The sequence below is a fragment of the Massilia sp. TWR1-2-2 genome, from assembly GCF_049897565.1.
Lineage (GTDB): Bacteria > Pseudomonadota > Gammaproteobacteria > Burkholderiales > Burkholderiaceae_D > JAFCUW01.
The window spans coordinates 111,776-131,358 of record NZ_JAFCWM010000014.1 but is presented as its reverse complement, the minus strand read 5'-3'; the positions used below and the strand labels follow the sequence as shown (position 1 = coordinate 131,358).

Sequence of the window (19,583 nt, the reverse complement as noted above, 5' to 3'; positions counted from 1 at the left end):
AATGCGCTCATATGAATTGAATAGTAGACAGGCAGCGGCTCGCGTGCTGGCGCTGACGATGGTAGTGGACGGCAATCTGGCGCAAAGCGAACTGATGGCCATGGACCGCACGCGGATCTTGCGTTACGTCGAGCTCGAGCGTGACGACTTTCACCAGCTGTTGCAGGAACTGTGCGAGGACCTGCTGACCACCGCGGTGCACGGCGACGTCCGGATCGACGCGCGGCTGATCGATGGCGTGCTCGGCGAGATTGCCGATCCGCAGCTGCGCCGGCGCCTGCTCAAGGCGATGTGGTCGATCGCCGACGCCGACGACTGGCTGGCCGACGCCGAAGCGGTATTGCTGGCGCGCGCCACTGTGCTGTGGGCCGCGCCGACGGGCTTTGCCGCGGCCAGCTGACTAGGGCAGGCCGAGCGCCTTGCGGATTGCCGGCAGCACCAGCTGGAACGACGGCGAACTGGCGGCCACCTCGTCGTAGTGGCTGGCGCCGGGCAGCACGATGACGCTGGCGCTGTCGCCGGCGGCGCGGGCGCGGGCGGCATAGTCGGTGGCCACGCGCGGCGGCGAGACGGTGTCGAGTTCGCCCGTGATGAGCACCGTGTTGCTGCCGTTTGGCATCAGGTCGGCGGCGTTGGTGTCGGAGAAGATGTCCGGCCTGGCGCTGCTGGCCTCGCCGGCCAGCTGGACCGTGTCGCGCCCGCAGCTCGATTTGATCAGGTCGCGCTCGTGGCGCAGGTCGGCCAGCCCGCCCAGGCTGATGATCTGGTGCACCGGCAGCGGCTTGGCCCGAAACAGCGGGCTCGACGGGGCAATCCTGGCGCGCCCGGCGATCCACTGCACCAGCTGGCCGCCGGCCGAATGGCCGACCGCGACGATGCGTTCGAGGTCGAGCTTGTGGCGGCCGGCGTGTTCGCCCAGCAGCTCGAGCGCGCCATGCATGTCCTGGTAGGTGCCCGGGTAGCCGCCGCCGTCTTCATCGACCCGGCGGTATTCGACGTTCCACACGGCGATGCCTTGCGCGGCCAGCGCGCCGGCCAGGTTGCGCATCTGCTCGATGCCGCCGAACTTGATGGTCCAGCAGCCGCCATGCACCAGCACGACGACCGGAAACGGCCCGTCGCCGACCGGACGGAACAGCTCGACAAACTGCGACGGCGCGCTGCCGTAGGCAATCTTCGCCGTCGGCGCCGGCCCGCTCAAGGCCAGGTAGTCGGCCAGCGTCATCGGCGCGGCTGCGCCGGCGGCGCCACCGAAAGAGCACAGCAGGGCGGCGAGCAGGGTGCGCAGGGGGGATTTCATGTGGGCATCTCGTCAAGGATCAGCGCTGAACTATATACAAGGTAGGCGCTCTGCGGCAAGCGCCGCTTGCGCCCCGCACGATTGAAGCGGGGGCGCCGGGCGAAAATGGCCTTCATGCTAGTCTGCCAAAAACTGATGGAGAAATGATATGCAGCAAGCAGTAGAAGAATACCGTGGCTACCGCATCGACGTCGAGCCCATCAGGGACTGCAGCGACCTGTGGGATTTCGAGTACACCATCACCAGCCTGGCCGGCGGCGAGCCGCGGGCGCGCTCGAAAACGGTGGGCGGCTATGCCACCTCCGACGTGGCGCGTTTTGCCGGCATCGAAGTGGCGCGCACCGAGATCGACAACCTGCTGGCGTCCTGACGGGTCCCAGGACAGATCGTGGCGTCGGCGCGACTGCCGGTGGGGTGACGCCGAGGGCGCTTGATTTTAGACAAAATTGTAGCGGCGCAAGTCGCTACGATATTTATTTGGCCCAAAGCTTTGGGCAGAAAAGGCACAGCATGAGCAACATCGATCCGAGCAACGAGCATGCCTGGGACCGCGGCATCAGCAGCATCGGCGCGCATTCGACCCCCGACCCGGATACGGATCCGGACTCGCAACCGCCGGGGCCGAACCCGAATCCGGACGACGTGCCGCCGCCGGCGCACGCGCCGGTCAAGGAACCGACCCTGCCGGAGCCGCCGATCAAGGCGGCAGCGGCGCCAGGCCCGGGCCTGATGTTGTAACAAGCGTTACGGCCGGTTTGGCTCGGCCGGCTTGGACTTGTCGTCGGCGCCGGATTTAGCGGACGGCAGCGGCGGCATCTGGCGGATCATTTCCTCGGTTTCTTTCTGTCCCGGGGTTTTCTCGCCGCTGCCGATATCGGCTTCGTCGAGCATGGGACGGGCGGTTTTTGGGTCGGTCGGGGCGGGTGCCTGGTTGATGCGGCGTCTCCTGGGGTGCTGTGATGCGAACGGTGGATCGTACCAGCCTCCCTGGGCCGCTGTCGCGCAATAAGACCTTGCCATTGTGTTGCTTCGACTCTACAAATATTGCTAATGTGTCTGGCGTCACATAGTTCAATGTCGTAAGCTTTCTATACTGCTTCATCAGAGTCATTTTTGTTCGGGAGAGCGTCATGGGCAATTCATTACACAACAAGATCTACCTCGGCCGCACCCCGTTCTACGCCTCGCGGCGCATGCGCGTGCTTCTTGCGCTGACGCTGGCGGCCAGCATCGGCCTTATCTGGCTGGCGGTACGCAGCTTCAAATAAGCACGCTGCGACGGCGATTGCCGGTTGCCGTGGTTGGAATGGGCAGGTACCATGGGCGCCGCAACGGCTAACCATGAAAGCGGTAATGAAGAACGAGAAATTGACTACGGATGAATATGACGCGCTCGGCCACGTCGAGCGCGGCGCCGCCCACGACAAGGTAAACGCCTGCGTCGGGCGCAACGCCAAGCGGCTGTCGGGCCTGAAGATGATCCAGTACGGCAAAGACGGCCGGCTGGCATTGACCGACAAAGGGCAGCAAACCTTGTTTCTGCGCCGCTGCATCGGCGGCCTGCGCGCCGTGTCGGCCGATCCGGCAGCCAAGCTCGATGCCGATGTCGCTGTATTCCTCGGCAAGAAGTCGCACATTGTTGCGCGCGAAGAGGGCGGTTACGGCGTCACCGACAAGGGGCGCGAATCGCTGGCCGATATCGAGGCCCAGGATAAGTTGAAGTAATCGATGAAAAAAAACCGGGCTGAGGCCCGGTTTCTTGTTCTGGCAGCGCGTCCCTGTCTACCGTCGTTCGCGAACCACTTACCCACGTGACAGTCGCGCCGCGTCGCATGTGCAGGAAAACGCGGGCGGCATCGGCCGCTGTCGGCCGGGCGCAGGGGCTTACTGGCGGCGGCGGTTCGGGTAGACCAGGGTGCGGATCGCCACTTCCGCCGGCACGTTCATCGCCGACAGGAATTCAGCGGCGCGCTGCAGGCCGACTGACGGGATCGATGCGATGGCCTGGTTGACGACATCGCGGGTCCGGAAATCGGTACGCGGGTGCTTGATGTCGTGGCGGTTCAGCTGTGCGCGAGGATAATTCATAGTTTCTCTAGTTTTCAATGGTGGACTGCGCTGGAATGTCTCTGATGGACCATTTTGCGTGATGCAAGGATGATAAACCAAAAACATCGGATGATGTCGATTTCACCATGAGAAAGTTTGCTATTTGGACACACTTTAAAAATCGGGGTCAGGCCCGGTTTTTTTAGCAGGTAGTTCTTGCCTTGGCCGAACAAAAATCGGGGCTGACCCCGATTTTTGGGGGCGGTCAGGCGACCAGGATGTCGGGCGCTATTGCCTCAAGCAGCGGCAGGCGCCGTTGCTGGCGCACCAGTTGCTCGAATTCGTGGGCCGGCAGCGGCCGGCTGAAGTAGTAGCCCTGCATTTCGTCGCAGCCGTGGCGGCGCAGGTAGTCGAGCTGCTCTTCGGTCTCGACGCCTTCGGCAATGACCGCCAGCTTCAGGTTGTGGGCCAGAGCGATGATCGACGCGACGATGGCGGCGTCATTCGAGTCGCGCGTGATCTCGGCAACAAAAGAGCGGTCGATCTTGAGCACATCGATCGGGAAGCGCGACAGGTACGACAGGCTCGAGTAACCAGTGCCGAAGTCGTCGATCGACAAATTCACGCCAAGTGCCTTCATGCCGTGCAGCAGTTCGACGGCCAGGGTGACGTCGCTCATGAACAGGCTCTCGGTCAGCTCGATCTCGAGGCAGGCGGGCGCCAGGCCCGTCTCGGCCAGCACGCGGCGGATGTCGGCGATCAGGTTGGCGGCGCCGAACTGGCGCGCCGACAGGTTGACGGCCACCCGCAGCTTGCCCAGGCCTTCATCCTGCCAGGTCTGGTTCTGCTGGCACGCCGCGCGCATCACCCAGGCGCCGATCGGCACGATCAGGCCGGTTTCCTCGGCCACGCCGATGAAGCGGCTCGGCGCCACCATGCCCATCTCCGGATGCTGCCAGCGCAGCAGCGCTTCCATGCCGACAATCTCGCCGCTCGCCAGGTCCACCTGCGGCTGGTAGTGCAGCACGAATTCGTCGCGCTCGAGCGCGTTGCGCAGCGCGCCCTCGATGCGCACCCGCTCCATCGCGTCCTCGTTCATCGCCGGCGTGTAGAACTGGAAGTTGTTGCGGCCGAGCTTCTTGGCGCGGTACATGGCGATGTCGGCGTGCTCGATCAGGCTGTCGGGCGGGGCGCCGTCGGTCGGGTACACCGCCACGCCGATGCTGCAGGTGACGAAGAATTCTTTGCTGCCCAGCATGACCGGCTGCGCCACCGAATCCATCAGGCGCTGCACGATGTCGACCGACAGCCTCTGGTCGACGTGTTCGCTGAGGATGACGACGAATTCGTCGCCCGACAGGCGCGCCACGGTGTCGGTATCGCGCAACGCCGAGCGCAGCCGCGCCGCTACCGTCATCAGCAGGACGTCGCCGGCCTTGTGGCCCATGCTGTCGTTGACGAACTTGAAGCGGTCGAGGTCGATCAGCATCACCCACACCGGGTGCAGCGAGCGCATCGAATAGGCGATCGCCTGGCCGAGGCGGTCCTGCAGCAGGCTGCGGTTGGGCAAGCCGGTCAGCACATCGTGCTGGGCGACATGGTGGATGCGCTGTTCGGACAGCTTGCGCGCGGTGATGTCGGTGCCGGTGCCGCGGTAGCCGCGGAACACGCCGAGCTCGTCGAACACCGGCTCGCCGTTGACGCAGAACCAGCGCACGCCGCCCTGGTCGTCGACCATCGGGTACTCGAGGTCGGTGAAATTCTCGTGCGCGCGCAGCTGCGCGATGTGGGCCTGGCCCCACTCGGACTCTTCCATGCCTGGCACGCCGTCCCAGCGCGACTTGCCGAGCAGCCGCTCGGCGGCGACGCCGGCCTTTTCGCCAAAGCCGCCGGTAATGGCCGTGTAATGGAACTGCTCGTCCTGCTCCCAGTACCAGTCCGACGACATCGACACCAGCTGGCGGAAGCGCTGCTCGCTCTCCTGCAGCGCCTTTTCGGTGCGGCGGCGTTCGAGCACGTCATGGATCAGGCGCTGGTTCGACAAATTGAGGTCGGCGGTGCGCTCCTGCACCAGCTGCTGTACCCGCCGCGAGCGCCGCACCATGGCCTGCACCAGCGCGCTCATCAGGAACGTCATCAGCAGGCCGCCGACGAGCACCAGCAGCGAGCCGAAATGCTCACCCAGGAACGGCCGCGGCTGCTCGACCACTTCGACGCGCCACGGCTGGCCGGCGACGTCGAGGTTGCGCGCAAGGCTCGGTTGCTGGTCGAGCGCGACCCGCTGAGCGACGCTGGCCAGCAGCGAGCGCGCGGCCGGCGCCGGCGCAACGGGCGCGGCCGCCGAGCCGCTGCCGTCACTGTCGAACACCGGGATCATCGCGCCGCCGGGCCCGCCCGCGTACGCCACCACGCGCAGGTTGGCGTCGTCGAGCAAATTGTTGCTGATCAGGATGCTGTGCACCAGCTCTTCGGCGCGGATGATGGCGGCGGTGTCGCCGACCAACGCGGCGCGTCGCTCGGCCGGCGTCGCCGTCGGCGCCGCATGGCGGTACACCGGCATGATGACCATGAAGCCGGCCTGCGGCCGCTTGTTGTGCACTAGGCTGACCAGGCCGGTGGCGGTGGCGCGCCCGCCGTCGATGGCGCGCGCCAGCGTGTCGACCACTTCGGCGCTGGTGGCGGTGTCCATGCCGAAGGCGAACTCGTTGCCGGCCAGCGGCTCGACAAACTCGACCGGCGCGTAGCGCGCGCGGCGCGGCGCCGGCACCGGCTTGCCGTCGACGATGTCGACGATGCCGCTGCCCGGACGCGCCATCTGCAGGCCCGCCTCGAAGCCGGCGCGCTCGGCGTCGCCGATGACGCGGCGGTAATTGAAGGCGCGGATGAACGGGTAGCGCTGCAGCAGCGGGGCGGTGTAGTCGTGGAACTGATGGCGCGTAACGGTTTCGACGGTAACAAACAGCTGGTTCGTCACCTGCACCACTTCGACAGCAGCGTCGAGGCCGGCGCGGATGGCGCCGATGCGCACGTTGGCGCGCTGCTCGAAGGCCAGGTTGATCTTGTCGTACTCGAGATGGCTGACGGCGACGAACATCGCGGCGGTCGCAGCCAGCCCGCTGCCCAGCGTGAGGGCAGTGGCGACAGCGAGCGAAAACTGCGGGCGGCGCGGCATTGTCCCGGGCATTCCTGTGGTGGCAAGAAGCCGGGCCGGCTCCTCATGGAGACGGTAGTGTGTCACATCCTCGTTGCAATGCGCAAATGAATTGTTCGGTAGCAACAGGTATTGCGGAATACGTTGTCATTTTAAAACATTGTGCCGCATCGCAAGGTAGGTGACCAGCGCGCGCACCAGCAGCCGGTTCAGCAGGCCGACGCCGCTGCCGTGGCGGCGTCCGACCAGCCGGCGCAGCCGCAGCGCGCGCGCCGCCGCCGTGTCCGCAGTGGCGCCGGCGCCAAGGTCGAGCGGCGCCTTGACGGCAAACAGGATGCAGTTGTTGCCGGCCACCTTGTCGAACCAGCACACCTGGCTGCCGAACATCAGGCGCAGCCGGCCCAGCATTGCCTGGTATTGCGGATCGTAGCTGAAGACGTTCGCCACCAGCACGCCGCCGTGGCGCAGCGCGCGCCGACAGTTGGCATAAAAGCGCGAGCTGCACAGCGCCGGCGGCAGGCCCGCTGCGTCGAAGCCGTCGACCACGAGCACGTCGATGCTGCCCGCGCCGGCTTGCGCAATCCAGGCGGCGGCGTCGGCATGCACCACCCGGAAGCGATCGTCGTCGGCCGGCACGCAAAACTGCGCTCGCAGCGCGATGACGTCGGCGCGCAGTTCGATGACGCTGATGCGCGCGCTTGGGAAGTGACGGTAGCAGAACTTGGCGAGCGAGCCGCCGCCCAGGCCCACCATCACGATGTGGCGCGGGCGCGGCACGAACAGCGCGAAGCACATCATCGCGCGCGAATAGGCCAGCATCAGCCGGCCGGGGCGCGACAGGCGCATCTCGCTTTGCACGTTGCCCGGCATGAATTCGAGCGTGCGCACGTCGCCGAGGGTGCGCACCAGTGGCGGCGATGGCGGCGAAGAAGGCGACTGGGCGGATGACTGGGCAGGAAGCGCGGACATGGCCCCAGTATATGCGAGCGTCGTCGCGCGGGGACATACCTTGTTTCCCAGCACAGGTTTCTGATAAGCTGATCCATCGCTGACGGAGACCCCATGTTTTTAGATCACCCCACCATTACCGCGACCAACAGCCTGACCGAACCGGACCGCCTCGAGCGGCTCAGCCGCGTGTATGGATACGTGATGGCGCTGGCCGGCGGCAGCGCCTGCGATCGCTTGATCGAGAAGGTCACCCAGATCCACGACCACAAGGGCACGCTGATCGTGTTCTGGAGCGACGCCCCGAGCGACGCCGAAAAGCAGTACTTCGTCCACGCCTGGGCCAGCAAGATCGGCGACGGCAGCAGCAACGTCGAACACGAAGTCTGAGGCGAGCGCCCGGATGGATACCACCACGATGGTGTTTGCGCTGGCGCTGGGTAACCTGTCGCTGTGCGCCGCGTTGTTCTTCTTCGAGTACGAGCGCAAAAAATCGCTGACCTTGTCGACCTGGTCGGTCGCCAAGCAATGCCAGGCGGCGGCCTGGCTGCTGCTGTACTTCCGCGGCAGCGGCGTGGTGCCCGACCCGATCTCGATCCCGCTTGGCTATTCGATCCTGTTCGTCGGCGTGGCGCTGGAAGCGGGCGCGATGTGGGAAGCGGCCGAGCGCACGCGCTGGCGCCGTCCCACCTTGTGGCTGCTGATCCTGGCGATCGGCGTGTTCATCGCCTGCTACATCATCGACGAGACGGGTCTGCGCACGGTGGCCAGTTCGCTCATCCTCGGCGCCTTCTACCTGTCCGGCGCCGCCGCGCTGGCGCTTCGCTGGCGCGACGCGACGATGCTGCGCCGCTTCGTCGCCATCGCCACCGCGCTGCTGGCGCTGCTGGTGGCCGCGCGCGGCGTGATGGTGCTGACCATGCCGGGCGGCTGGGGCTGGATCAGCAACACCATGTTGCAGCTGTGGTCCTCGGCCGCCTTCTATCTGCTGATGCTGGGGAACGGCTTCGGCTACCTGCTGCTCACGCGCGAGCAGGTGCAGGCCGACATCGAGCGCCTGGCGGTGGTCGACAAGCTCACCGATTGCCCGAACCGGCGCGGCTTCTTCATCGCGCTGGCGCCCTGGCTGTCGCTGGCGCGCCGGCCAGGCCTGCCGACCGCGCTGGTGCTGTTCGACCTCGACCAGTTCAAGCGCGTCAACGACAGCTACGGCCATCCGGCCGGCGACAACGTGCTGCGCGCCGTGGTCGAGGTATGCAAGCGCCACATGCGCGACAGCGACCAGCTCGGCCGCATGGTTGGCGTTCAATTTGCCATCCTGCTGCCGCGCACCGCCTTGCCGGAAGCGGCGCTGGTGGCCGAGCGCATGCGCATCGCCATCGAGGCCAGCCCGGTCAAGGGCGAGCGCGCGATGATCGGCATGACCGCCAGCTTCGGCGTGACCACCATCCGCGCCGACGACACCACCGTCAGCCTGTTCAGGCGCGCCGACGACGCGCTGCAGGCGGCCAAGGCGGGCGGGCGCAACCGGGTCGTCAAAGCGCAAGCGGTGAGCGCGGCGCCTTAGCTGCTCGGCCGGACGCCGCATGTCATTCGCGTGTAATAACGCGGCGCTATTGTGGTACGATTTTTTCGGCGCTGGAGCGACATGACAATCAACGAGAAAGAAGCTATGTATGCTGCGGTAGACCTGGGATCGAACAGCTTTCGGCTGCACGTGGGCAAACACGACGGCGAAGCGATCCGGGTCGTTAAAAGCATGCGCGAGCCGATCCGGCTTGCCGCCGGGCTCGACGCCAGTGGTAACCTGACCGAGGCGGCGATGCAGTCGGCGCTGGCCTGCCTGCGCAGCTTTCGCGCCGCGCTGGCGCTGTACCGGCTCGACGCTGTGCGCGTGGTCGCCACCTCCGCCATGCGGGTCGCCCGCAACGCCGACGCTTTCCTGCCTGCTTGCGAGCAGGCGCTCGGCTACCCGATCGAAATCATCTCCGGCGAAGAAGAGGGCCGCCTGATCTACATGGGCGTGGCCAACGCGCTGGCCACCCCGGGCGAGCGGCGCCTGGTGCTCGACATCGGCGGCGGCTCGACCGAACTGATACTCGGTCGCGGACTGGAAATCGAGCGGGTCGAATCGTTCAGCGTCGGCACCGTCAAGCAAAGCCTGTCGTTCTTCATCGGCGGGCGCATCGACGCCGGCTCGTTCGAAGCGGCCATCCTGTCGGCGCGCAGCCACTTCGAGGACGCCGCGCCGCCGTATCATCCGCAGCACTGGCGCACCGCCTACGGCTCGTCCGGCACGATCCGCGCGATCGGCGAAGTCGTCGAGCGCAACGGCTTTGGCGACGGCATCACGCCGGCCGCGCTCGACGCCGTCAAGCGCCGCTTCATCGAACTGGGCCACGTCAGCCGCATCGACATGCCGGGCCTGAAGGCCGACCGCGCCGCCACCGTCATCGGCGGCCTGGCGATCCTCATTGCGCTGCTGGCCGAACTTGGCATCGAGCGGCTGGTGCCGGTCGAGGCGGGGCTGCGCATGGGCGTCATGTGGGATCTGTACGCGCGCTCGATGCAGCGCGACCGGCGCGAGGAATCGGTGCGGCTGCTGGGCGAGAAATTCCACGTCGACCAGGCGCGCGCCAGCCGCGTCGCCAACGAATCGGCGGCGCTGTACGCCATGCTCAAACCCGCCGGCGACGCCTACGCCAGGCTGCTGTACTGGAGCGCCCAGCTGCACGAGATAGGGATGGTGGTGTCGCACACCGGTTACCACAAGCATGCCGCCTACATGATCGAAAACGCCGACCTGCCGGGGTTTACCGCGCGCGAGCAGAAGGCGATGGCCAGGCTGATCGTCGGCCAGAAGGGCAACCTGCGCAAGATCGCCGATTCACTGGCCGAACCCGACTTCGCCAAGGCGGTGCTGGCGCTGCGGCTGGCGATCCTGCTGATGCATGCCCGCATCGAAGCCGATTTCGGCGAACTCAAACTGCGCATGAAAAACCGGATCGAACTCGATATCAAGCGCGACTGGGTGGCGCACCATCCGACCGTCTCCTACTGGATCGAAAAGGAGCAGGAGTGGTGGGACGAGGTGGGCGTAGACTTCAGCGTCAGGGCGAGCGCCTGAACCGCACAAATGGTTTTAATGGTATATATTGTTTAACCTGTTAATTTTGGAGTATTCGATGCGCAAACCCGCAGCTGTAAAAACAACAAGCACAAGCAAGGCCGCATCGGCCAAACGGGCCGCGCCAGCGGCTGCGAAATCAGCAGTGAAGCCGGCCGCCAAGACTGCGGTCAAGGCGGTTGCGACGCCAGTGACGAAAGCGGCAGCCAAACCGGCAGCGAAACCGGCGGTGAAGCAAGCTGCCGCGCCGGTTGCGGCGCGCAGCACGCCGGCCAGCGCCGACAAGCCGAAAGCGCCGCGCAAGGCGGCCGCCAAGGCGGCGGTGCCGGAAGAGCAGGTCAGGGAGAAAGCGCGCAAGTCCCGCCTGGTGCGCGACAGCTTCACCATGCCGGAACACGAATACGAGGTGCTCGGCCAGGTGAAGAAGTCGTGCCTGAAGGCCGGTTTCGATATCAAGAAGAGCGAGTTGCTGCGGATTGGCGTCGCGCTGATCAGCCAGCTCGACCTGGCGACGCTGCAGAACGTGCTGGCCAGCCTGCCGCAACTGAAAACCGGCCGCCCGCGCAAAACCTGACTAACGCGCGGGCCGCCCGCGCAAAACATGATTAACGCGCGCGCTTGGCGTTTCCAGGTGCGTGGATCGCGAGCAGGCTCGACGAATGGATGCGACATCGGATGAGAGCGATCCATCTCAAGCAATGGCGAAGGGCGTCGGCGATCTACCGCGCGCTGTTAAAACTTGGGGCCACTGCGAGCGTCGCCCGAATGGGAACATCTCAGAGCCGTCGCTGGTGGCACGGAAGCCGTGTTGCCCTTAACTCTGTGCTGACAATGTCTTACTTTGACAGTCTCGGCATGCCTCGACTCACATAACCTCAACTTCTCGAACCGCCCGGTGCGGACCCGCATGCCGGGTGGTGTGGCAGGGGCACGGTCATCGGCCGTCCCCTATGCCGATCATTTGTGATCACCCTCAGCAGGGGTTCCCGCCTGCGCGGGAAGTCGGCTTCGCCAGTGGTGGGCACGACGGTTTATAGGTTATCTGTCATCGAAACTGTGGTGGCAGGCAGAGGTCCTGGGCCGTGGGTGGGTTTGTGTGAGCATGTTGCAATAATGCGTGGCGCAAATGACAACGCCGCGCGGCTCTCGCCGGCGGCGCCAAAAATTCAGCGCGCCGCCGTCAATGCATGGATGCGCTTGCCAGTTCCTTCAGATCGCGGATGCTGAGCTCTGATTTTTCATGCATGCGCAGCAAGATGGTGGCGCCAACGGCGAGCTTGCGGTGGCGGATCTTGCTGACGATCGGTGGCTGCACTTCCAGCACCCGGCACAGCTCCGCGTCATTCTTGAGGTTCATCTTCTCGATCAGCGTGTCGAGCAGCTTGTTCGGAACGAAGCTCGACGGTTCGAGCGCCCGCGCGCGATTCATGGCCTCGATCATCTCGAGTTTCTTTTGCCGTACGTTCATCTGGTCCTCCACGGAGGTTGGGGGCTGATCGATTGTGTCGCCATCTCGGCCCGATCTGTTACTTTTAGTGACATTGTATGCAAATTAGATTAGTTGAAATAATACTACGTTGACACCGTAATTGCCGCATCGACGGTAAATATTCTCACAATATAACCGGCTAGATGCCTTTTTGCGACAGTTTCAGCCCTGAGCGCGTCAACACGAAGATTTTGTCGGCCTGGGCGGCCGCGGCGTGAGAATGTGTGACCATGATGGCAGAAGCACCACTGGCCTTGATTTCGGCGCGCAGCAGTGCGAGCACGCCGTCGGCGGTTTCCGGGTCGAGGTTGCCGGTCGGTTCATCGGCCAGTACCAGCGCGGGGCGGTGCACCAGGGCGCGCGCGATGGCGACGCGCTGCATTTCGCCGCCCGACAGCTGGCGCGGGAAGTCGTCGCCGCGCCCGGCCAGGCCAACCGCCGCCAGCATCTCGCCGGCGCGCGCCACCCCCGCGTGATTGAGCAGCAGCGGCAGCGCCACGTTTTGCAGCAACGTCAGGTGCGGCAGCACGTGGAACGCCTGGAAGATGAAGCCCATGCGGGTGCGCCGCAAGCCGGTGGCGGCGTCGTCGTCGAGCGCCGACATCGGCTGGCCGTCGACCAGCACCGCGCCGCTGTCGGGTGCATCGAGGCCGGCGACGAGGTTGAGCAGCGTCGATTTGCCGACTCCGGATTCGCCCATGATGGCGACGAATTCGCCGGCCGCGAACTGGTGCGACAGCGCGTGCAGCACCGTGCGGCCGTTGTACGATTTGGTCAGGTTGCGCAGTTCGAGCATGGTGTCCTATCGGGTCAGTGCGCGCCGCATGGCGAAGCTGATGGCGTCGACCATCGCCACCAGCAGCAGCATGCACAACACGACGGTGGCGGCATTCTGCATATGGAACAGCGACAGGTGGTACTTGAGCATCTGGCCCAACCCGCCGGCGCCGACTACGCCCAGCACGGCCGCCGCGCGGATATTGTTCTCCCAGCGGTACAGCGTGTACGACATCATCTGCGGCAGCGATTGCGGCAAGGTCGCGTAAAAGAACGCCGCCATCGGCGACGCGCCGTTGGTACGCAAGGTCTGTTCCGGCAGCGGTTCGGCGTTTTCCAGCGCATCGGCAAACAGCCGTCCGAGCACGCCGCTGGTGTGCGCGGCCAACGCCAGCGTGCCGGCGAACGGGCCCAGGCCCGCGGCCACCAGCAGCAGCGACGCCCACACCAGTTCGGGAATCGAGCGCAGCACGTTGAGCACCGCGCGCGTCAGTGCGCGCGGCGCGCGGCCGAAGCGGCCGGCCGCCGGCAGTGCCAGCGCCAGGCCGCCGACCACCGCCAGCAAGGTGCCCAGCGCCGACATCGACAGCGTCTCGGCGGTCGCGTCGAGGCACTTGAGCAGAAACTTCGTGCCCAGTTCGGGCGGCGCGAAGCCGTGCAAGAATTCAGTGGTGGTGGCAAGCGCGTCGGCGCTGAAAAACGCCGCCAGCTGCAGCGGCAGCGAGGCGAAGCTGGCAACCACCAGCGCCGCCAGGGCCAGTACCAGCAGCCAGCCGGACATCGAGCGCGGCGGCGCGGCGGGCATCATCCTAACCTCCGGCGCAGCAGTTTCGATACCACGTCGGCCAGCGCCACCAGGACGACGAACATGATCAGCATGGTCGACACCTCTCCGCCGGCCATCATGCGGGTCGACTCGTCCATGCGCTGGCCAAGCCCGCCGGCGCCGACAAAGCCCATCACCGCCGAGCCGCGGATCGCGCACTCCCAGCGGTACACCGTGTACGACACCAGCTCCGACGCCGATTCCGGCAGCGCGCCGTACAGCAGCGCGGGAAGGCGCCCGCTGCCGTTGACCAGCAGGCTGTCGGTGGCGTGCGCGTCGGACGATTCGAGAATCTCGGCGTACACCTTGCCGAGCATGCCGCAGTAGGTGAGGGCGATGGCCAGCACGCCGGCGGTGGGGCCAAGGCCGACCACGCGCACGAACAGCAGCGCCCATACCAGCTCGGGCACGCTGCGCAGCAGCACCAGGATCCAGCGCACGCTTTGCCGCAGCAGGCGCGCGCCAAGGCGCATGCGCCCGCTGCCCAGGCGCGAGATCGATAGCCGTTCGGTGACGATCAACGTGGCTGGAATGGCGCCGAGCAGCGCGAGCGTCAGGCCGGCGGTGGCAATGGCCACCGTCTGCCAGGTCTCGCGCAGCACCATCAGCAAGAATTCGGGCGAATGGGCGGGCGTGAGGAAGTCGGACAGGAAGCGGCCGGCCGCGGTCAGGCTTTGCATGTCGAACAGGATCCACGGCTTGAATTCGCTGAACACCAGCGCCGGCCACAGGATCGCCAGGCCGACGATGGTGGCGCTGACACGTGTGCGCCAGGCCGGATCAGCCGGAATGCGGGGCGTGCTCGTCATGCTGCTAGAAGCAGGCGCCGACGGCAAGCCGTTCCGGCGTTTCGTGCAGCACCGGCACGACCGGCGTTACCGATTCGTTCTGGTACAGCGCATCGATGATGGCATCGGTGACCTGCTCGCGCGGCAGATCGAACACGATGCGCCCGTCGCGCAGGCCGACGATGCGGGCAAAGTTCGCCCGCGCGATGTCGACCTGGTGGAGACTGCAAATGAGGGTCGCGTTGCGGGTCGCAGCTTCCTGCTGCAACGTCGACAAGGTCAGCTGCGACAGCGCCGGATCGAGCGCCGACAGCGGCTCGTCGACCAGGAACGCCTGCGCCGACGACAGCAGCAGGCGCGCCAGGCCGCAGCGCTGGCGCTCGCCGCCGGACAGGCGGTCGACCCGCGCATACAGCTTGTCGCCCAGGCCAAAGCGCAGCAGCGCGCCGTAGGCCGCCTGCGGATTGGCCGGTTTTACCAGCGACACCAGCGCCTGCCACAGCGTCCATTGCGGCAGACGCGCCGCCAGCACCGCCGTCACCACGCGCTGGCGCGGCGGCAGCGGCGGCGTTTGCGGCGCCAGGCACTGGCGCGCGCGCAGCAGGTGGCGCTGCGCGTCCGGCAGCGCCCACGGATCCTGGCCGAAGGCGCGGAACACGCCGCCGGACGGGCGCTGCGCCAGTGCCAGCGTGGCCAGCAAAGTGGTCTTGCCGGCGCCCGACGGGCCGATGATGGCAAGCTGCTCGCCTTGCGCGACGACCAGGTCGATGTCGTGCAGTGCGGGCGCGCCGCCACCGGAAGCCTGGTGGCGCACCGTCAGTTTGTCGAGCTGATACGTCATGGCCGTGCTTATTTGCCTTCTTTCAGCAGACCTGCGCTTTGAGCGGCCTTTTCGATGTCGGCGTAGTTGCCAACCTTGGTCGGGATGAACTTGCTGGCGCGCTGCAGTTCGAGGATTTCCTTGCCTTCAGGCGTGGACTTGTCGAGTGCCAGGAAGGCATCGGCGATCTTCTTCTTGAGCGCCGGGTTCATGTCCGAGCGCACGCTCCAGTTGTAGTCGAAGTAGCCAGGCGTCGTGTAAAACACGCGCACGACGGCGGGGTCGACCTTCTTTTCGGCGATCAGCTTTTCCCACACCGAGATATTCAGCGCGCCGGCGTCGACCTTGCCGCCGGCGACCGCTGCCACCGTGGCGTCGTGCGCGCCGGAGAAGGCGATGCGTTTCAGGTCGGTGTCCGGATCGATCTTGGCGCCTAGCAGGAACGAGCGCGGCATCAGGTGGCCCGACGTCGACGACTCGGAGCCGAACGACAGCGTCTTGCCCTTCAGGTCTTCCAGCTTGTTGATGTCCTTGTTGGTGGTGATGAACACCGAGCGGAACTTTTCGTCTTCGGCGCGCTGCACCAGCGGAGTGACCTGGCCTTTGCTGCGCACGTTGGCCTGCACGAAGGTAAAGCCGCCAAACCAGACCATGTCGATCTTCCTGGTGATCAGGCCTTCGACCGACGCGGCGTAGTCGGTGACGGGCGTGAATTCGACTTTCAGGCCGGTCGCCTTGCCGAGGTAATCGCCGAGCGGCTTGAATTTGCGCTGCAGTTCAGTTGGCGCTTCGTCCGGGATGGCCGACACGCGCAGCACGCCAGGCGTATTCTGGGCGGCAGCGGTGGTCGCGGCGAACATCAGGACAGCGGCGGTGGTGGCGGTGGCGCCGACAATCGTTTTGAACATGCCAAGCGGTGAGAAGGGGCGCATACAGCCTTTGATTGGAAAGTTAACAGGATTCACGCACCACGCTGAACACTTCGCTGGCGCTGAAAAATTGGATATTCAGATATCATAACAAAAACAAAGCCATCCCATTCAGACAGCTCGAATAATGCGCCTCCCGCGCGCGCGAATGAAAAACCATGTCGACGTCATGCCTGACCGAACCGAAACACCCCCACGCCAGCGCGGCTGTACTAGCCGAACTCGATGCCGGCCTGCGCGCCACTAGCGCCTCCATCTCGCCCAAATTCTTGTACGACGCACTCGGCTCGCGCCTGTTCGAAGCGATCTGCGAACTGCCGGAATATTATCCGACCCGCACCGAGGCGACCATCTTCGATCGCCATGGCGCCGAGATGGCGCGCGCGATCGGCGCCGGCGCCACCTTGATCGACCTTGGCGCCGGCAACTGCGCCAAGGCCGCGCGCCTGTTCCCGCTGCTGCATCCGGCGCAGTACGTGGCGATCGACATTTCAGCCGGCTTTTTGCGCGCGTCGATCGAGCGCCTGCAGCAGCGCTTCCCGCATATTGAAATGACCGGCCTCGGTCTCGATTTTTCCACCGCACTCGAACTGCCCGACACCGTGCGCCAGCAAAAGCGGCTGTTCTTTTACCCCGGTTCGTCGATCGGCAATTTCGCGCCCGAGCAGGCGCGCGCCTTCCTGCGCCGCGCGCGCGCCGAATGCGACGACGATGGCGGCCTGCTGATCGGCATCGACCTGGTCAAGGACAGCGCAACCCTGGACGCGGCCTACGACGACGCGCTTGGCGTAACCGCCGCGTTCAACCTGAACATGCTGCGCCACGTGAACCACCTGGCCGGCGCCGACTTCGACGTGCGGCAGTGGCGCCACAGCGGCGCCTACAACAGCGCCGAGCAGCGCATCGAAATGCACCTCGAAGCGCGCGAGGCGCTGTCGGTGCGCTGGCACGGCGGCGAACGTGCGTTCGCGCGCGGCGAGCGGATCCACACCGAGAACAGCTACAAGTACCGCCAGAGCGATGCGGTCGGGCTGCTCGAGCAGGGCGGCTTCCAGGCCACCCGGGTGTGGACCGACGCCGCCGGCTGGTTCGCGGTGATCCACGCGCGCGCAATTGCCAACTGAAGCGCAGGCCGCGATGAAGCCGACCAACGAGTTCACCTGGCGCCGTCACTACGACAGCGTGCGCAAACGCTCACTGATGCTGGCCGAGCCGTTGTCGAGTGAAGATTGCGGCGCCCAGTCGATGCCCGACGCCAGTCCCGTCAAGTGGCACCTGGCGCATACCACCTGGTTTTTCGAGACCTTCATCCTCGAGCCGATGGAGACGCAGTTCGCGCCATTCCATCCGGCCTTCCGGGTGCTGTTCAACTCCTACTACAACGGTATTGGCGAACGCCATCCGCGCGCCCAGCGCGGCCTGCTCACGCGCCCGTCGCTCGACGAAGTGCGCGCCTACCGCGCCAACGTCGACCAGCGCATCGCCCGCCTGCTGGCCGACCGTGCCGACAACGAGGCGCTGGCCACGCTCATTGAACTGGGCCTGCAGCACGAGCAGCAGCACCAGGAGCTGATCCTCACCGACGTCAAGCACATGCTGGCGCAAAGCGTGCTGTATCCGGCGTATTCTTCGGCGCCGCCGCCGGCGCCCGCTGTGCCGCCGGCCGCCGGCTGGGTCGACGTTGGCGGCGCACTGACCGAGATCGGCCACGAAGGCGACGGCTTCTGCTTCGACAACGAGCTGCCGCGCCACCGCCAGTTCGTGCAGCCGTTCGCGCTGGCGGCGCGCCTGGTGACCAACGGCGAATACCTCGAATTCATCGACGCCGGCGGCTACCGCGACCCGGCCTTGTGGCTGTCCGAAGGCTGGGACCAGGTGTGCGCGCTGTCGCTGGCCCATCCTTTGTACTGGCGGCGCGACGCGCACGGATCGTGGCAGGAATTCACGCTGCACGGCATGGTACCGCTCGCACCCGACCTGCCGGCGGTGCACCTGTCGCTGTACGAAGCGAACGCCTACGCCCACTGGCGCGGCGCACGCCTGCCCACGGAAGCGGAATGGGAGCTGGCCGGGCGCGCCGCCGACAGCGGGCTGCATCAGATGTTCGGCCATTGCTGGCAATGGACCAGCAGCAGTTACGCCCCCTATCCAGGCTACGCGACGGCCCCTGGCGCGCTGGGGGAATACAATGGCAAGTTCATGCTCAACCAGTACGTGCTGCGTGGTTCCTCTTCGGCAACGCCGCCGGGCCACGCGCGCGCGAGCTATCGAAACTTTTTCCCCGCCGGCGCACGCTGGCAATTCACCGGCATCCGACTCGCTAAATAATGACCGTCCACCTGCCGCAGATCGAAATTCTCAACCGCCGCGCCAACGCCTATATCCTCGCTCATCCGCTTGCGTTCGCGTGGCAGGTCCTGAAGGGCTTCCGCGCCAACCAGGGTCTGCTGCTGGCCGGCGCGGTGGCGTATTACGCCTTGCTGTCGATCGTGCCGTTCCTGATGCTGGTGGTGGTGGCGCTGTCGCACTTCATCGACCAGGCTGAACTCCTCGTCACGCTGCGCCGCTATCTCGAGTACCTGGTGCCGGGGCAGTCGGCGTCGATCACCGCCGAGGTGGCGCACTTTCTCGAGAACCGCAACCTGATTACCTGGGTGCTGGGCGGCACCATGCTGTTTTTCAGTTCGCTCGCCTTCACGGTGCTGGAAAACGCGATGAGCGTGATCTTTGTCCACCGGGTGGCGATCCGGCGCCGCCACTTCATGGTGTCGGCGGTGCTGCCTTACTGCTACATCGTCGCGCTCGGCGCCGGCATCATGCTCGTCACCCTGGTGGCCGGCAGCCTGCAGGTGATGGGGCAGGAGAGCGTGCGCCTGTTCGGCTACAACTGGTCGCTCGGCGGCGTGTCCGGCGCGTTGCTGTACCTGCTGGGGCTGGGCGGCGAGATCCTCGTGCTCACGTCGATCTACATGGTGATGCCGGTAGGCCGGCTGTCGTTGTCGCACGCGCTGATCGGCGGTGTCACCGCGGCGCTGCTGTGGGAGCTGGCGCGGCGCGTGCTGGTCTGGTATTTCTCCACCTTGTCGCAGGTGAACGTGGTGTACGGCTCGATGACGACGGCAATCGTCGTCATGTTCAGCCTGGAAATTGGCGCCACGCTGCTGCTGCTCGGCGCGCAGGTGATCTCCGAATACGAGCGGGCAGGGAAGGACCGGATGGACGAGGAGCCAAAGCCGATGCAGACCTATCCCGAAAAATAATTTGCTGCGGCGCACAAAGTGGTGGTACACTTCGCTGTGTGCTGCAGTTCGTTCGCGATCTGCACCACTGCCCAGGCGCTGCGCCTCGATAACGGCACGTGTAATGCTGTGATTCGTAG

General features: G+C 65.6%; 23 protein-coding genes. 12 read left to right on the top strand and 11 right to left on the bottom strand.

Annotated features, from left to right (window positions below; all coding sequences use genetic code 11):
- Window position 1 precedes the first annotated feature (1 nt).
- Window positions 2-400 carry a TerB family tellurite resistance protein gene (locus tag ACP7DD_RS15245; RefSeq protein ID WP_426175671.1) on the top strand — a complete coding sequence of 133 codons (399 nt, stop codon included), beginning with the start codon at window positions 2-4 and terminating at the stop codon, window positions 398-400.
- Here the strand turns inward: ACP7DD_RS15245 and ACP7DD_RS15240 are convergent, their stop codons facing one another.
- On the bottom strand, window positions 401-1,300 hold the full coding sequence (locus tag ACP7DD_RS15240; protein WP_426175670.1) for an alpha/beta hydrolase: 900 nt from the start codon (window positions 1,298-1,300) through the stop codon (window positions 401-403).
- A gap of 148 nt (window positions 1,301-1,448) precedes the next feature.
- Between ACP7DD_RS15240 and ACP7DD_RS15235 the strand changes: the two genes are divergently transcribed.
- Together ACP7DD_RS15235 and ACP7DD_RS15230 are read left to right on the top strand one after the other, a co-directional pair.
- Entirely contained in the window at window positions 1,449-1,670 is a 222-nt protein-coding gene (locus ACP7DD_RS15235) for a hypothetical protein (protein ID WP_426175669.1), read from the top strand.
- A 140-nt stretch (window positions 1,671-1,810) separates the two neighbouring features.
- A complete protein-coding gene (locus tag ACP7DD_RS15230; RefSeq protein WP_426175668.1) occupies window positions 1,811-2,038 on the top strand; it encodes a hypothetical protein in 228 nt (75 codons plus the stop codon).
- 6 nt (window positions 2,039-2,044) lie between these two features.
- Here the strand turns inward: ACP7DD_RS15230 and ACP7DD_RS15225 are convergent, their stop codons facing one another.
- On the bottom strand, window positions 2,045-2,191 hold the full coding sequence (locus ACP7DD_RS15225) for a hypothetical protein (protein ID WP_426175667.1): 147 nt from the start codon (window positions 2,189-2,191) through the stop codon (window positions 2,045-2,047).
- A gap of 239 nt (window positions 2,192-2,430) precedes the next feature.
- On the opposite strand from ACP7DD_RS15225, the gene ACP7DD_RS15220 reads away from it, so the two are divergent.
- Both ACP7DD_RS15220 and ACP7DD_RS15215 read left to right on the top strand, forming a co-directional pair.
- Window positions 2,431-2,568 carry a hypothetical protein gene (locus ACP7DD_RS15220; protein WP_426175666.1) on the top strand — a complete coding sequence of 46 codons (138 nt, stop codon included), beginning with the start codon at window positions 2,431-2,433 and terminating at the stop codon, window positions 2,566-2,568.
- 85 nt (window positions 2,569-2,653) lie between these two features.
- The gene (locus ACP7DD_RS15215) at window positions 2,654-3,025 is read left to right on the top strand and encodes a hypothetical protein (RefSeq protein ID WP_426175665.1); all 372 of its coding nucleotides are present in this window, start codon (window positions 2,654-2,656) and stop codon (window positions 3,023-3,025) included.
- 159 nt (window positions 3,026-3,184) lie between these two features.
- Here ACP7DD_RS15215 and ACP7DD_RS15210 read toward each other — a convergent pair whose 3' ends face one another.
- The 3 genes from ACP7DD_RS15210 to ACP7DD_RS15200 all read right to left on the bottom strand — a co-directional run bounded on the left by ACP7DD_RS15210 (window position 3,185) and on the right by ACP7DD_RS15200 (window position 7,469).
- Window positions 3,185-3,388 carry a hypothetical protein gene (locus ACP7DD_RS15210; protein ID WP_426175664.1) on the bottom strand — a complete coding sequence of 68 codons (204 nt, stop codon included), beginning with the start codon at window positions 3,386-3,388 and terminating at the stop codon, window positions 3,185-3,187.
- 226 nt (window positions 3,389-3,614) lie between these two features.
- Window positions 3,615-6,521: a bifunctional diguanylate cyclase/phosphodiesterase gene (locus ACP7DD_RS15205; RefSeq protein WP_426175663.1), complete on the bottom strand. Its 2,907-nt coding sequence runs from the start codon at window positions 6,519-6,521 to the stop codon at window positions 3,615-3,617.
- Window positions 6,522-6,647: 126 nt separating this feature from the next.
- The gene (locus tag ACP7DD_RS15200; protein WP_426175662.1) at window positions 6,648-7,469 is read right to left on the bottom strand and encodes a fused MFS/spermidine synthase; all 822 of its coding nucleotides are present in this window, start codon (window positions 7,467-7,469) and stop codon (window positions 6,648-6,650) included.
- Between the two features lie 93 nt (window positions 7,470-7,562).
- On the opposite strand from ACP7DD_RS15200, the gene ACP7DD_RS15195 reads away from it, so the two are divergent.
- From ACP7DD_RS15195 to ACP7DD_RS15180, 4 genes are all read left to right on the top strand, one after another.
- A complete protein-coding gene (locus ACP7DD_RS15195; protein WP_426175661.1) occupies window positions 7,563-7,838 on the top strand; it encodes a hypothetical protein in 276 nt (91 codons plus the stop codon).
- A gap of 13 nt (window positions 7,839-7,851) precedes the next feature.
- Entirely contained in the window at window positions 7,852-9,015 is a 1,164-nt protein-coding gene (locus ACP7DD_RS15190) for a GGDEF domain-containing protein (protein WP_426175660.1), read from the top strand.
- A gap of 105 nt (window positions 9,016-9,120) precedes the next feature.
- Entirely contained in the window at window positions 9,121-10,575 is a 1,455-nt protein-coding gene (locus ACP7DD_RS15185) for a Ppx/GppA phosphatase family protein (RefSeq protein ID WP_426175659.1), read from the top strand.
- 145 nt (window positions 10,576-10,720) lie between these two features.
- A complete protein-coding gene (locus ACP7DD_RS15180) occupies window positions 10,721-11,149 on the top strand; it encodes a hypothetical protein (RefSeq protein WP_426175658.1) in 429 nt (142 codons plus the stop codon).
- Window positions 11,150-11,755: 606 nt separating this feature from the next.
- On the opposite strand, the gene ACP7DD_RS15175 is transcribed toward ACP7DD_RS15180, so the two are convergent.
- The 6 genes from ACP7DD_RS15175 to ACP7DD_RS15150 all read right to left on the bottom strand — a co-directional run bounded on the left by ACP7DD_RS15175 (window position 11,756) and on the right by ACP7DD_RS15150 (window position 16,207).
- Entirely contained in the window at window positions 11,756-12,043 is a 288-nt protein-coding gene (locus ACP7DD_RS15175) for a hypothetical protein (protein ID WP_426175657.1), read from the bottom strand.
- A gap of 160 nt (window positions 12,044-12,203) precedes the next feature.
- A complete protein-coding gene (locus ACP7DD_RS15170) occupies window positions 12,204-12,860 on the bottom strand; it encodes an ABC transporter ATP-binding protein (RefSeq protein ID WP_426175656.1) in 657 nt (218 codons plus the stop codon).
- A gap of 6 nt (window positions 12,861-12,866) precedes the next feature.
- The gene (gene phnE / locus ACP7DD_RS15165) at window positions 12,867-13,649 is read right to left on the bottom strand and encodes a phosphonate ABC transporter, permease protein PhnE (RefSeq protein ID WP_426175655.1); all 783 of its coding nucleotides are present in this window, start codon (window positions 13,647-13,649) and stop codon (window positions 12,867-12,869) included.
- Complete coding sequence (locus tag ACP7DD_RS15160; protein ID WP_426175654.1) at window positions 13,646-14,476, bottom strand: PhnE/PtxC family ABC transporter permease; 831 nt, start codon at window positions 14,474-14,476, stop codon at window positions 13,646-13,648. The genes phnE and ACP7DD_RS15160 overlap by 4 nt, the downstream gene beginning before the upstream one ends.
- 4 nt (window positions 14,477-14,480) lie before the next feature.
- Window positions 14,481-15,296, bottom strand: a complete 816-nt coding sequence (locus ACP7DD_RS15155) for a phosphonate ABC transporter ATP-binding protein (protein ID WP_426175653.1) — start codon at window positions 15,294-15,296, stop codon at window positions 14,481-14,483.
- 8 nt (window positions 15,297-15,304) lie between these two features.
- Window positions 15,305-16,207 carry a putative selenate ABC transporter substrate-binding protein gene (locus ACP7DD_RS15150; RefSeq protein ID WP_426175652.1) on the bottom strand — a complete coding sequence of 301 codons (903 nt, stop codon included), beginning with the start codon at window positions 16,205-16,207 and terminating at the stop codon, window positions 15,305-15,307.
- 155 nt (window positions 16,208-16,362) lie between these two features.
- On the opposite strand from ACP7DD_RS15150, the gene egtD reads away from it, so the two are divergent.
- The 3 genes from egtD to ACP7DD_RS15135 are packed head-to-tail and all read left to right on the top strand — an operon-like array spanning window position 16,363 to window position 19,464.
- Window positions 16,363-17,328, top strand: a complete 966-nt coding sequence (egtD, locus tag ACP7DD_RS15145) for an L-histidine N(alpha)-methyltransferase (protein ID WP_426175651.1) — start codon at window positions 16,363-16,365, stop codon at window positions 17,326-17,328.
- A 13-nt stretch (window positions 17,329-17,341) separates the two neighbouring features.
- The gene (gene egtB, locus ACP7DD_RS15140; protein WP_426175707.1) at window positions 17,342-18,532 is read left to right on the top strand and encodes an ergothioneine biosynthesis protein EgtB; all 1,191 of its coding nucleotides are present in this window, start codon (window positions 17,342-17,344) and stop codon (window positions 18,530-18,532) included.
- Window positions 18,532-19,464 carry a YihY/virulence factor BrkB family protein gene (locus ACP7DD_RS15135; protein ID WP_426175650.1) on the top strand — a complete coding sequence of 311 codons (933 nt, stop codon included), beginning with the start codon at window positions 18,532-18,534 and terminating at the stop codon, window positions 19,462-19,464. Before egtB ends, ACP7DD_RS15135 begins: the two co-directional genes overlap by 1 nt.
- Window positions 19,465-19,583: the final 119 nt, after the last annotated feature.